Origin of the sequence: Tautonia marina (assembly GCF_009177065.1) — a bacterium.
In the GTDB taxonomy this organism is placed as follows: domain Bacteria; phylum Planctomycetota; class Planctomycetia; order Isosphaerales; family Isosphaeraceae; genus Tautonia; species Tautonia marina.
The window spans coordinates 15,272-29,125 of the sequence record NZ_WEZF01000018.1 but is presented as its reverse complement, the minus strand read 5'-3'; the positions used below and the strand labels follow the sequence as shown (position 1 = coordinate 29,125).

Genomic DNA, 13,854 nt, shown 5'->3' with positions numbered 1-13,854 from the left:
AGCAGAAACGATGTTAAATCACTGGCTAACATTAGCCTATCGCCCTGCCCGAATGATGTCTAGGTCCAGCCTGCGTTGGTCGCATCTCAACGGATTAAGGGATGGCAAATCCCATTTCCAGCGCACTCCTGGAGGCGGCTTGAGGATGAAGTAAAGACCAAAATGTTTTTTAATTGAAAAGAAGTGTGTTTGCATCGGTGGCATTCACGAGGGGAGGGGCATGCCCTCGGTATAGTTGGCCGTCTTACGATCCATAAAGATCGGCGAGGATCGTGATCCCACCAAGATCAGCGCGGCCTTGGCCGGGTCCTCTCGGGGGGTTCGGTTCGTCCGCTTTACCCAGGCGACGACACCGTTTACCGTGAGGGTGTTGGACAACCACTCGGGCGTCTCAGGCCACGACTCCTCGGCCCAGCAACTCTCATTCATAACTTCGTGGCACGAGCAAGCGGTCTGCTTCGCCTTGCTCGGTCTGCCTGGCACAGCTTGAGGATCTCAAGCATCCTCTGCAAGAGCCCGTGCCGGGGCGGCCCTCGCCACCTCATCATTTATTGGCAAAGCCGCGAACCCCCTGTCCCGGTGGGCAAGCTCTGGTGCCTCCTCCGGTAGGGCTGGACGTAATCGCGATAGATCTCAAACCTTTCAGGCAGGGGCTTGAGCCACTTTCGAAGCGAAAGAAATCATCCCGAAAGTCTCTGGAGTCTCTCTGTACAGAATATCCAGGAGGGCACTCAGCTCGTCGTATGCCGATTGCTCACCAGAGTTGGGGCGAGAGGAATTGAACCTCCGGCCTCACGGACTCGAAGCGAAGGCTCAAACCGGCCAAGAAGCACCGAGAGTCAGCTGGGGATTTCGCTTTTCGAAAGCTTGCATTTCTTACGAGTTCCGTGTCTCGTTACCCCCATTACCAGGTTTTCCCGGTCATTCAGGGGGCGAGCGAGTGAGACTATTCGGCAGAGGATAATGTTATTTGTAACTGTATTTGATTGTGCCTGTTTGCGCTAGGTTGCCAGTGTTTCAAATCGTGGATGCTCTTCTGGCAGGCTGGACCAGAGACGTCCAGGTTCTCATCCGTCGATGATCAGGGGCAATTCGGATCATGGCATGTTCGAGGATTTCACCAAGGAGGCTTCGGTTCTGGCGATTCTGACCAGCGCTCTCCTTACGGTGACTGATGTCGGACGATTCGAATCGGCTGCCGATGGACAGCCGGTGGCAATCCTCCTGAGGATCATCCGGTGTGCCCGGGCCTATCGTCATCTTCACGTACTCAGGCGGCCCCGAATTGGTTCAGTCCTCGTTCCGACCAAACCGCCCTGAACGGATTGGTCAAGATGGGGCTCCATCGAACGGTTTCAAGCCTCCCGTTGTCTGTTCTGCCCCGCACGATCCCTCGTTCAGGGTGAGCGATGGCACTCGTGAGTGACGGGTCCAACCTTCCTGGGGAACAGGCGATCAAAATGCTTCCATCGCGTCGGCCAGGGCCTCTGGACTGGGGCGGAGGGCTTCGTCGGGGAGGTGGGCGAGGGGCGTGTCGGTCATGCCGAGCGTGTCGAGGAAATCGGGCTTCTCCGGCGCGACGTAGAGCAGCCCGGTGAGGAACTCGTTGCGCTCCTGGCTGCTGAGGATCAGGTCCATCGCCGAGGCTCGGCTGCGGACGTCGTGGTGGTCCTCCCGAAGGGCTCGCAGCGTGATGGTCGATCCGTCGTGGAGCTGGACCTTCGTGAGCTGGCCAGCCTGCTGCTCGACCTCGATCTCGGGTAGCCGGGGGACGAAGCCGATCTCCTGGAGCGGCTCGTTGTGCTCACGTCCCCAGGTCCAGCTCTTGGTCGACTCAGGGAAGTCGTTGAAGGTCACGCAAGGACTGATGATGTCCAGGAAGGCCAATCCCTTGTGAGCCAGGGCCGCCTTGAGGAGCGAGTCAAGCTGCTTCTTGTCGCCGGCGAAGGAGCGGGCGACGAACGACGCGCCACCGACGATGGCCTCCAGGCACAGGTCGAAGGGGGCGGCCGGGTTCTCCTCGCCGCTGGCGCGACGGAGCCTGGCGTGGAGGTCGGCGGTGGCGGAGAACTGGCCCTTGGTCAGGCCGTAGCAGCCGTTGTTCTCAACGATGTAGAGTATCGGCAAGTTCCGACGACAGGCGTGCTTGAACTGGCCGAGACCGATGTTGGCCGTATCGCCGTCGCCGCTGATGCCGATGATCGTCAGACGGTGGTTGGCCAGCAAGGCGCCGGTGGCCACGCTGGGCATGCGGCCGTGCAGGGCGTTGAACCCGTGGCTGTAGTTGAGGAAATAGGCCGGCGTCTTGCTCGAACATCCGATGCCGCTGAGCTTGACCGTGGTGTAAGGGTTCAACCCGACAGCCTTTGCCACGTCGATCAATCTGCTGGTGATGCTGTTGTGCCCACATCCCTTGCACAGGGTCGACGGTGAACCCTGGAACGCCACGATCGGCAGGCTCAGGGTGTGGCCGTTGGATCGGACCTCGATGGTTGCTTCAGCTTTCGACATGATCCTTGAAACCCCCGAAGGATGGCTGCTGACGAATTCCAGATCACAGAAGACCGAGAACAGGCGGAGGTAATCTGCCTACTCGGTCGAGACGACCGGCCCGTCGGAGCGGGGCTCACTGGGGGGCTGAGAGGGCGTGGTGAGCGATCCGTCGTGGTGGAAGGAACGCTCCCAGTTGGTAATCGGCCCGGCGATGTCGGCGGCGGCGATCGGTGTACCGTTGGAGTGGGTCACGGAGATCAGCCGGGCGTCGAGACCGCCGACCAGCGTCATCCGCAGCAGGCTATTGACCTGGCCGTCGCGGTTCTGGTCGACCACGTAGACGCGGTCGTACTTCTCGACGAAGCCGGGGCCGAGAGTGTTGTCGATCGGCAGGGCTCGCAGCCGGCAGTAGCCGGTGGGGATCCCCTGCTCGCGCAACAGGTCACGGGCCTCGACGGCCGCCCAGTGGCTTGAACCGTAGGCGATCAGGCCCACGTGGGCGTCGGGATCGGCCTCGATGACCGGCTTCGGCAACGAGGCGCGGGCGGACTCCAGCTTGCGCGTGAGCCGGTCGAGATTTGCCCGCCAGTCCTCGGGCCGCTCGCTGTAGCCAGACTTCTCGTTGTGGCCGGTGCCGCGGGTGAAGTATGCCGCCAGGGGGTGCTCGGTGCCGGGCAGGGTGCGGTAGCAGACGCCGTCGCCGTCGACGTCCCGATAGCGGCCGAAGCTGCCGAACTCCTGGATGTGGGCCTCCAGCGCCTCGGCGTCGAGGACCTTGCCGCGCCGGATGGGCTTTTCGGGGTACTCGAACGGGTCGCTCATCCAGAGGTTCATGCCGAGGTCGAGGTCGGTAGCGACGAACACCGGCGTCTGGAACTCGGCGGCCAGGTCGAGTGCCTCGGCCGTCATCGCGAAGCACTCGGCCGGCGAGGCGGGGATGAGCACGATGTGTCGGCCGTCGCCATGACCGAGCGTATGCATCGCGAGGATGTCGCCCTGGCTGGTGCGGGTCGGTAGGCCGGTGGATGGCCCCATGCGCTGGACATCGACGATGACCACGGGGATCTCGGCGAAGTACGCCAGGCCGACGAACTCGGCCATCAACGAGATGCCTGGCCCGCTGGTCGCAGTGATTGACCGGGCCCCGGCCCAGCCGGCGCCGACACCCATGCCGATGGCCGCCAGCTCGTCCTCGGCCTGCACGACGGTGAAGTTGCGAGTGCCGTCGGGGTTGGTCCGGTACTTCTTGAGGTAAGCCTCGGCATACTCGGCCAGGCTGCTGGAGGGCGTGATCGGGTACCAACTGAGGACGGTCGCCCCACCGAAGACCGCGCCCAGCGCAGCGGCCTGGTTGCCCTCAACGAGGATCTTGCCCGCGGTGCCGTCCATCCGCTCGACCCGGTACGGCAGGCCCTCTGGCAGATTCTCCATGACCCACGCGTAGCCGGCCTCGGCCGCGGCGATGTTGATCTCGGCGGCCTTTGCCTTGCGACCGGGGAATTGCTGCCGGATCGCCGCTCGCACGGCGTCCATCTCGATCCCGGTCCCACCGGCGACCACGCCGACGTACACCATGTTGATGACCTTGCGGAGCTTTTCGCGGTATCCCGGGTCCGACTTGTCCGGCGGGTACGCTTCGCCAACGAGCTTCGCGAACGGCACCGGGACGAACCGAACATCGTCGCGGAGCCCGCCGATGCCCTCCTTGAAATCATCTCGATAAATGCACACGCCTCCGGAACAGAGCTGGGACACGTCGTCGGCGGCCGTCTGCTCGTTCATGCAGACGAGCACCTGAGGGTCCGGGTGGTTGCCGATGTACCCCTTCTCGCAGGCCCGGATGTGGAACCAGGTCGGCAACCCCTCGATGTTCGAGGGGAACACGTTCTTCGCCGCGCAGGGGATGCCCATCGCGAACAGGGCCCGCACCAGCACGAGGTTCGCCGACTGGCTCCCTGAGCCGTTGACCGTCCCGACCCGAATTGCCAGGTCGTTGACCGAACCGCGCGCGTCCGCAACGCCACCCATCTCGGGTTGCGATTGAACCGAGGTCGTCATCTGGTGCCTCGCAGGAATGGTCCGACTGTGCGTTATCGAAGCGGGCACGACGGCCGCACGTCCGCGAGCGGGGACCCCTCTTTGATGTGTAACGCCCTCGCGGACGCGCCCGGAACGCTTGGGACTCATTCTCCGGGCCGATCATACCCCTAACCCCTCTTTTCAGTGCAGCAAATCTCTCATCGTTCTGCAATCCCCGATGCGGAATTCGTGGCAATACCCCAGAAGGATCAGCGTCGAAACCTGGGCTGGCGAATCTTTCTCAGAAATCGATTAGAATCTCTGGCAGAACGAGCTGTTGGGCACGGAATCCACGTTCAGTTGGCCCGAATCTGGCATGAAGCCTGTACGGCCTAGCGTCCTTTGGAAGCGGATGTAATGATGTTGTGAAATAAAAAATTTCTTTATGTGTTCGTGTTTTTTCGGAAGAAAGGGGCGATCCATCCGCAACTGAGCCGTTTCATCTACACGCTCTGGCGTGAGGAGTGCTGATTCAGCAGCGACAACTCAAACCGATCGAGCCATGCGAGGTTTTCGCGCAAGTTCCGCTCGTCAGTCCGAGCCTCGTCTTCGCGGAAGGCTATGCCAATCATTCAGTGAAATCCCTTCTCAATACTCGATTGGCCTTGCACACCGCGGGCGAATTCCTTGACATCTCGTTCCAAGTCGTTGAGAGAACAACGGACCTCAATTGTCTTCCCACGGGACCGCACTCGGGACGACGTCGCCAGACCGATTGGCTTCAGCCCTTCCCCTCCGTGAGGCCAGGTAGGTCCTCCGGAACCGGCGATTGCGGATTGGTTACGACTCCTCGCGGCCCTGGGCTGTCTCTCGCGTCCTGTACTCCTACGTCTCGGGCAGGTCGCTGTCTTGACCAAACCCCTATCGGCTTAGCCGCCAAATAGGGGCTTGGTCGAACGCGTTCGTTGAAAGCTCAGCCAGACGTTTCCAGAAGGAGGAGCTTATCGACGTGGAGGACTGCGACGTCGAGCCGGCGGCCCCGACCTATTCTGCGATGATGCTCGAATCCATGAGGGTTCCCATCGGGGCAAACGGGCCCAGCTCGGCCGGGGGCGGCGGGATGGTGGGCAGATCAGGGGGAAGCTCGGAGGTATCATCGGGCGTCGAATCAGGGATGACCACCGGGTTGGTCTCGGGGGCCCCCTCAAGCAGGATCGGGACGGGCGAATCGCCAGAGGACATCGGGAGCGGCTCTGTGACGAAGGCACGATCGCGGTAGGGAAGGATTCGCTCAAGAGACGCCCGAAGGGCTCTGAAATATTTGCCCGAGCCGTAGTGAGTCTGCGAAAGCTTCCAGAAATCGTCGTCGCTGAGGGCCTCGTGCACGAGGGGGATCGGGTGGAGCATTTCTTCCCGATCAGAGACCGAAAGCAGGGCACCACCGCCCAGTGCCTGGTAGGCGCGGATAATGGCGGTTAGCTGCAACTCCTTCGTGTCGATCAGGGCCGTCCTGGCGTCCCGCAGGTCGCGTTGGGCGGTCAGCACGTCGAGGTACTCAGTACGGGCGAACTGGAAGAGCTGGTTGGCGACGTCGACCGCAGACTCGAGCGCGGTCATCTGCTGCTTCCTGATCTCGACGCTCTGGGAGTAGTTTTGCACCTCGGTCAGGCGGTTGACGACCTCGGTGAAGGCCTGAAGGATGGTCCGCTGGTAGTCGTAAATGGCCTGGAGCTGCCGGGCATTGTTGGCGAGGTAGTCGGCTTTGATCGCCCTTCGATTGACCAGCGGACCGACGAAGCCGGCCATGAGATTGCCGGCCACCGCTGTCGGCGAGAACAGGCCGGCCATGTTGAAGGACTCCCAACCGACGCCGGCGTCGAGGATGAGCTGGGGGTAAAATTCGGCTTGAGCGACCTGAACGTCGAGCCCGGCAGCAACCAGCTGGCGCTCAGCCTGGCGGATGTCGGGCCGATTCTGAAGCAGCTCCGAGGGCACGCCGACATTGACCGTGTTAATGTACAGGTCGAAGAAGTTCGTGGAGTCGCGCCCGACCGGCTGTGGGAAGCGGTAAGTGAGGAGGTTGATGCGGTTCTCAGTCTCGATGATGTCCTGGGAGAGAACCAGCAGCTCGCTCTGGTTCCGACGGAGTTCGGCTTCAAACCGCAGAACCGCCAGCTCGGTGTCCCGGGCGGCCTCCTTCCTGGCCTCGGCGACCTGGAGGCTTTGCTCCAGGAACGCATTAATCTGATTCAGGTTCTCAAGTCGCTTGTCGTACGCCATCAGCCGGTAGTAGTTCTCGGCGATCTCGGCGACGAGGCCAATCTGGAAGGAGTTCCGTCGCTCGATGGCCGCGACGTATCGCTGGGCCGCCGCGTCTCGGGCGTTGCGAAGCTGCCGGTAAATATCGAGCTGCCAGGTAAAGTTCGTGCCGACGAAATAGTAAGCGTGAGGATTCTTGAAGAATTTCTCGGGTTCGAAAACAAAGGGATCGATGTCGATGGCGGCCCCCTCAAGCGTGCGATCGCTGAACCGCTCCAGTCCCACCGTGGGTCCGGCAGTCAGGAAGGGGAGGTAGGCCCCGGAGCGTGCCAGAATCTCGGTGCTGGCGAGCTGGACCTCCTCGTTCAGGATCTTCAGTTCCCGATTGTTCATCATGGCCTGGTCGATCAGGCTCAGAAGAACCGGGTCCTGATAGAACTCCGCGGTCCCGAGGTCGGACGAGTTCGTCGGGCTGGTGACCCCGACGAAGCTGTCCGGCAGGGGCGGCGGTGGCTCCGCTTCGCGTCGAGGTGGGATGCCGCAGGCCGGAAGTGCGAGCAGGAGGATGCCGCAGGCAATCGACTGCGCGATGGGGCGCACCCCGTTCCTCGCGTTCGAGAATCTCGCCGAGAGGGTCATCAGACTCGTCCCTGAAGGGTGAGCGATCGCCGGCGATCCTACCGAGCGACCCGTAGCATCAGCGTCCCTGCTCACGTCTGGTTTGTTCTGGGGTATCCTGGTCCAGTCGACGGGCTGCGTGGGACACGAGAAGGCCTATGATATTCTTTGATCGGTTTCTCCGGATTGCACCTTGAGAGCCGAATTGTCTGGAAATCGTGGTTTGAAGGATTGCGCGGATTGCGACCGCCAAACGAAACCGACATTCGTTCGACGTCTCCCGGGACGCTCCACCCGGATCGCGGGCTCCTGATGTCGGCGCAGACAACAGGCCCGGACGGGTTGTCCGGGCCTGTCTCTGGGCGCTGGGGCGGCCTGAGCCACCCTCCGCGAGCCGATCACTCCCGGTGCGACTCGTCCTGACCCGGTCGGATACCGGCTGGATACTCGAAGACTTCGGTGACCGGTCCGGACACCTCGTCCTGAAGGAGGCTACGGCCATCGGCGAGCTTGCCGAAGAGGAAGTACAGACCGGGGATCACCAGGACGCCGACCAGGGTGCCGATCAGCATTCCACCTGCCCCCGTGGTGCCGATCGTCCGGTTCCCGATCGCTCCGGCACCGGTGGCGACCACCAGTGGGATCAGCCCGGCGATGAAGGCGAATGAAGTCATCAGGATCGGCCGGAACCGTAACTTGCCCGCCTCAACTGCCGCGTCGAGGATCGACTGGCCCTCCTCACGCCGTTGCACGGCGAACTCGACGATGAGAATCGCGTTCTTGCCCAGCAGCCCGACCAGCATGATCAACCCGATCTGGGCGTAGACGTCGTTGGCCAGGCCCATGAGCTCCAGGAAGAAGAATGAGCCGAAGATCCCGATCGGCAGCGACAGGATCACCGCCAGGGGCAGAATGAAGCTCTCATACTGGCCCACCAGCACGAGGTACACGAACGCCACAACGATCAGGAAGATGTAGATCGACTCGTTCCCCTTCCTCGACTCGTCGTAGGAGAGCCCCGCCCAGTCGATGTCGAACCCGTTGGGTAGTGTCTCCTCGGCCACCTTGGTAATGGCCTGAATGGCCTGCCCGCTGCTGAATCCGGGGGCGGGAGCGCACTGAATCGGGGCGGAGGTGTAGAGGTTGAACCGGGTGATCTCGTTCAGCCCCTGCTTCTTCTCCAGTGTCATGAACGAGGAGTAGGGGACCATCTCCCCCTTGTCGTTGCTGACAAACAGGTTTCCCAGGTCCTCAGGATACCGCCGGAACTCCGGCTTCGCCTGAACGAAGACCTTAAAGAACTGGTTGAAGCGAATGAACCCTTGCTCCCACGTGCTACCGATAAGAATATTCAAGTTGTCCATCGCGGTCTTGATCGACACACCCTTCTGCATGGCCACGTCGTTGTCGATCTTCAGCTCGTACTGTGGGTAGTTGGCCGCGTAGAAGGTGAAAAGGTTCGATAACTCAGGACGTTCCTGCAGAGCGGCCATGAACTGCTCGGTCACCTCGCCAAGGCGTTGATAGTCGTTGGAGTTGGTCTTGTCGAGAACGAGCAACGAGATGCCGCCGGCCGAGCCGAAGCCGGGTACCGCAGGCGGTTCGAAGAACTCGAGTCGCACGTTGCTCATCCGCTGGCAGCGTTCCTCCAGCTCTTCAATGATCTCGCGCGCGGTTCGCTCGCGCTCGTCCCAGTTTTTTAGGTTGATAATGCACGTGCCCGCGTTCGAGCCGCGGCCCTCGGTCAGAACCTCGTAGCCGGCCAGCGAAGTCACGGAGGTGACCTCCGGGACCTCCTTGGCGATTTCCTCCAACTCGCGTGACTTGGCGTTGGTGTATTCCAGGGTCGAGCCCGGGGGGGTCTGAAGGACGGCGTAGATGATGCCCTGGTCCTCGCCCGGGATGAAGCCGGTCGGCAGCTCCGTGTTGACCCCCACGATGCCGGCGGCAAAGCCCCCGACGACGAGCAGAGTCAGAATCCGTCGCGATGCGATCCGTCGCAGGATGGCCGCGTAGCCTCCCGTGATCTTCTCGACGGCGCGGTCGAACGGCTTCCGCACCAAAGGCAACAGGATCAGCCCAAAGCCGATCGGTCCCCAGAGCTCGTACGCCAGGTAGGTCACCCCTCCCAGGACCAATAACCCACCGATCGCAAAAAGCAGAATCTTCCCGAGTCCCCGCTTCTCCTTCTCCGCACCCTCGTGCCCATTGCCGTTGGCGTGTCCCTGGCCTTCGGCGTGGCCGTCCCCGTGGGAGTGGGGCTTGAGGATCATCGCGCAGAGCACGGGCGTCAGCGTGAGAGCAACCAGGCCGGAGAGAACGATCGAGGTGGCCATCGTGATGCCGAACTGGCGGTAGAATTGCCCGACCGGCCCGGGGATGAACGTCACCGGGACGAAGACGGCCGTCATCACCAGGGTGATGGCGATGATCGCGCCGCTGATCTCGTGGAGCACCTCCATGGTCGCCGCGTACGGTGCCAGGTGCTTATCAGCCATTTTGGCGTGCACCGCTTCGACCACCACGATGGCGTCGTCCACCACGACGCCGATCGCCAGGACCATGGCGAACAGGGTAATCAGGTTGATCGACAGGCCCAACACTTGAAGGACAAAGAAGGTTCCGATCAAAGACACCGGCACCGCGAGGGTCGGGATCAGCGTCGATCGCAGATCCCCAAGAAACATGAAGACGACCAGTGAAACCAGGATAAACGCCTCGATCAGCGTATGCAGTACCTTCTCAATCGACGCGTCAAGAAACTTGGAGACGTCGTAGGCCAGTTCGTAGTCCATGCCGGGCGGGAACGACTCGGCCTTGATCGCCTCGAGCTCCTCCTTGATGGCCTCGATCACCTCGGCGGCGTTGGAGCCGGGCGCCTGTTTGAGAATGATGGACGCCGCGGGGTACCCGTCAATATCCGAGTAAATATCGAAGAACTGGGGCCCTAGCTCGACCTCGGCCACGTCCCGGAGCCTTAGGATCTCGCCGTCGGGGTTGGACCTTAGGATGATGTTCTCATACTGGTCAGCCTCGTTGTAGCGGCCGACGTAGGTCAGGACGTACTCCTTCGACTGCGACGTCTTGCCGGTCGCCTGACCCAACCGCCCGGGGGAACCGATGATGCTCTGTTCCGCCAAGGCCTTCATGATCTCCTCGGTGGAGATGCTGTAAGCACGCATCCGGTCGGGATCGAGCCAGACCCGCATCGCGAAGATGCGGTTGCCGAGGTTCCGGGGGATGCCCATGCCGGGGATCCGCTTGAGTCTCGGCATGACGTAGACGTTGGCGAAGTTGAAGAGCTCCTTCTGATCGGCATTGGGATCTTTACTGTAGAGGTTCACATACGTCAGCATGCTCGGCACGACCTGGCTGACGAGGATTCCCTCACGCACGACGAGCGGCGGAAGCTGGAACAGCACGATGTTGACCCGGTTCTGCACGTTCACGACGTTGATGTTCGGGTCCGTGCCCGGCTCGAAATAGACCGTGATCGCCGCCTCGCCCGCGCTGGTGGCCGACGACGTCATGTACCGCATGTTCTGCACGCCGTTGATCGACTGCTCCAACGGGATCAGGACCGAGTCGACCAGGACGTTGGCGCTCGCGCCGGGGTATGAGATCGTCACCATTACCGTCGGCGGTGCGACCGACGGGAACTGCGCCACCGGCAGTGTTTCGATCCCCAACACCCCGAGGAAGAGCAGGATGATGGAGATTACGATCGCCAGTGCCGGCCGATAGAGGATTTTTGTAAACATGGCCTGATGTGCCTGCTGTCGGCGGGAGTGGGGGAGGTAAGGCGAAGGGAACGGATGGTTATTCCGCGTGGAATTTCTGGTGCGCGAGGACTTCGCTCGGCTCCTGATATTCGAACTCGACCTCCTCACCGTCGCGGACCTCTCGGACCCCTTCGAGGACGATCCGATCGGACGCGGTCAGGCCGTTCTCAATGAGGAAGATGTCTTCCTTCTCGTGCTCGAAAGAGATCAGACGCTGGTGCACGATGCCCTCCTCGTCGATGACGAAGACGTATCGCTTGTCGAGCAGCTCGAAGGTCGCCCGCTGTGGAATGACCACGGCGTCCTTGTGGACCCGGCTGATCAGCACCGTGCCCGTCTGGCCATGCCGGAGCAGTCCCTCCGGGTTGGGAAAGTCCGCCCGGAATGCAATGTTGCCGGTCTCGTTGTTGAAATTGGCCTCGATCGCGCCAATCGTGCCAATCTGCGAGAACAACTTGCCGTTGGCCAGTCGAAGTTCGATTTGATCCTCCCTTTTCTCCTGGCCTTGGTCGGCCATGTATTCGAGGTAGCGGGCCTCTGGTACGTTAAAATAGACCCACATCACGCTGTTGTCGGACAGCGTTGTGAGAACCTCTCCCTCGGTGATCAAACTGCCCTGGAAACTGTGCAGGCGATCAACCATGCCGTCGAAGGGCGCGACGACATTGGTGAAATTCAACTCTGCCCGGGCCAGCTCCGCTTCAGCCTGAGCCCGCGCCAGCTTGGCCTGGAGCAACTTCACCTCGTTCTGGGAGACGACGTTTTTGTCGGCCAGGTTTTTGGTGTTGATGTACTCCAACTCTGCGAGCTGGGCCTCCGCCTCCTTGGCCTCGAGCTTCGCCTGGTAGAGCGTTGGGAGGACCTTGAACATCAGGTCGCCCTTCTTCACCGTCTGACCCTCGCTGACCAGGATCTCCTGGAGATACCCGCCCTCCAGCGCGCAGACGTCGATGTGCCGCCGAGAGTGGATCTGGCAAACATAGGGCTCGGTGATGGTGACGTCCATGACTTCGGGGCTGGTCACCACGATCGTGTGATGCTCGTGTTCGGGCTCCTCTTCGGCCTCGGACGCAGCGGCCATGGCCATCCCTTTGACCCTGTCGAGCAGGGTGGTCATCTCGATGCCCGCCTTATTGAGAGCCGGGGCGACATCAACAACGCCTAACTGGTCTGCAGCCAGGAGTCCTCCCGAGACCAGCCCGAACACCAGCAGGATCAGGGTGATCGGCCGTTTCCAGACAAAAGCAAACGCGTTCATGCTTGGCGATCCTTGTGCGACAAAGCTCTCGAAGGTACCAGACCCACGCCAAACGCGGGGACCTGGCCGGGGCGTCGAGGACGTACCGTGATCCCGGGTGTCCTGAATCAGCCGAGTCTGCGCCCGCCGCGTAAGCGACTGCACGACGGCGCCCATTCTCCCAGGTCATCGCGGTCGAGCCACGGCGTGTGAATCGGCCGTGCCAGATCGGTCCGCGTGGGACGGCGCATCAAGGAAGATTGGGTCGGCCGTCAGCAGCGGTGGAGAGAAGTTCGCCAACGGGTCCGAACGCGGCAGGACCGTAGCGACCGCCCGTTAACAACGAAGCGGGAGTGCAACGGTTCGCGAGTGCGAGATGTGCAGAAGCCGACCGGAGCGAGCCTTGTGAAGCCCGTCCGTTGCGTTGAAGGCGGGGGAGATCAGCTCGACGAATGGGTCGGAATGCTCTTCCTCGGACCCTTCGATGAAGGCCGAATCATCAGCAGGAAGAAATGCTCCGCCCGGGGTGGCCGGAGCGAAAGACATTCCGTGGCCATCAGAAATGATGCCGAGCGTCCCGGAATGGGTGTCCACATCGACGGGAGCATTCAGCGAGAGCGAGGCCCAGACCGGCATGAAGAGAGTAAACAGAACCAGCGCGAGGTCTGCGACAATCGAGTGCCTGCAGCATTCCGCGTTGGATGGTCGAACCACTGACCTCTCTCCGCAGTCACCATACAAAAAGAACTTAAAGAATTTGTACACCGAACCGGTCTTTCGAGTCAAGCCCACATCTCCTCCGAGAACGTGTGTGAGCGTCGTCGTTTCGGCGCGTTATTCGCGGATTCGTTGTCTGCCATGAGCCGAACTGTCTATCCCCCGGACTTCACCGACGAGTCATGGCGGCTCATCGAGCCGTTGGTGTCACCAGAGCACGACGGCGGACGGCCTCTGCGAGGTCACTAATGGCATCTTCTACTCGACCTGAGCAGGACCTGCACCTTCTGGCGGTACATGCCTCACGACCTGCTCCCCTGGGGCACGGTCTTTTCCTTCCATCTCCAGTGGCGATTCGGTGGCACCTGGGAGCAGGGCCTCGACGTCCTTCGCACCCGTGTTTGCCGCTCTGAAGGTCGCAAGATGAGCCCCTCGGCAGCGATCGTCGACAGCCAGTCGGTCAAGACCGTCGAAGGGGGGTGAGAAAGGCTTCGACGCCGGCAAGTGGATCGCCGGGCGGAAGCAGCACATCCTGCTCGACTTCCTGGGGTTGGTAATCGCGGTGGTCGAGTACTTGACCGGGGTGCAGGACTGCGACAGGTTCCAGCCGCTGCTCCGGCAGTCCCCGTGCCGATTCCTCCGGCTGCGGAGGAGGCTGGGGCGAGGGGCCTACAAGGCCGACGTCGACTGGATGGGGTCCGTCAGCGGGTGAGACCGGCAACTGGGCCG

The 13,854-nt window shown here is 61.7% G+C and carries 8 protein-coding genes; 2 read left to right on the top strand and 6 right to left on the bottom strand.

Features of this window, described 5'->3' with window-relative positions; all coding sequences use genetic code 11:
* Positions 1-1,455: 1,455 nt before the first annotated feature.
* The 6 genes from GA615_RS20025 to GA615_RS20000 all read right to left on the bottom strand — a co-directional run bounded on the left by GA615_RS20025 (position 1,456) and on the right by GA615_RS20000 (position 13,194).
* Positions 1,456-2,511 (bottom strand): thiamine pyrophosphate-dependent enzyme, encoded by a 1,056-nt coding sequence (locus GA615_RS20025; protein ID WP_152053104.1) that lies wholly within the window; start codon positions 2,509-2,511, stop codon positions 1,456-1,458.
* A 78-nt stretch (positions 2,512-2,589) separates the two neighbouring features.
* Entirely contained in the window at positions 2,590-4,551 is a 1,962-nt protein-coding gene (locus tag GA615_RS20020) for a 2-oxoacid:acceptor oxidoreductase subunit alpha (protein WP_152053103.1), read from the bottom strand.
* A 1,005-nt stretch (positions 4,552-5,556) separates the two neighbouring features.
* Positions 5,557-7,371, bottom strand: a complete 1,815-nt coding sequence (locus GA615_RS20015; protein ID WP_201750257.1) for a TolC family protein — start codon at positions 7,369-7,371, stop codon at positions 5,557-5,559.
* A 416-nt stretch (positions 7,372-7,787) separates the two neighbouring features.
* A complete protein-coding gene (locus GA615_RS28235) occupies positions 7,788-11,150 on the bottom strand; it encodes an efflux RND transporter permease subunit (protein ID WP_152053101.1) in 3,363 nt (1,120 codons plus the stop codon).
* Between the two features lie 58 nt (positions 11,151-11,208).
* A complete protein-coding gene (locus GA615_RS20005) occupies positions 11,209-12,429 on the bottom strand; it encodes an efflux RND transporter periplasmic adaptor subunit (protein WP_152053100.1) in 1,221 nt (406 codons plus the stop codon).
* A gap of 315 nt (positions 12,430-12,744) precedes the next feature.
* A complete protein-coding gene (locus tag GA615_RS20000; RefSeq protein WP_152053099.1) occupies positions 12,745-13,194 on the bottom strand; it encodes a hypothetical protein in 450 nt (149 codons plus the stop codon).
* A 228-nt stretch (positions 13,195-13,422) separates the two neighbouring features.
* Between GA615_RS20000 and GA615_RS19995 the strand changes: the two genes are divergently transcribed.
* Positions 13,423-13,608 carry a hypothetical protein gene (locus tag GA615_RS19995; protein ID WP_152053098.1) on the top strand — a complete coding sequence of 62 codons (186 nt, stop codon included), beginning with the start codon at positions 13,423-13,425 and terminating at the stop codon, positions 13,606-13,608.
* A 25-nt stretch (positions 13,609-13,633) separates the two neighbouring features.
* The gene (locus tag GA615_RS28770; RefSeq protein WP_152053184.1) at positions 13,634-13,837 is read left to right on the top strand and encodes a hypothetical protein; all 204 of its coding nucleotides are present in this window, start codon (positions 13,634-13,636) and stop codon (positions 13,835-13,837) included.
* The last annotated feature ends 17 nt before the right edge of the window (positions 13,838-13,854 follow it).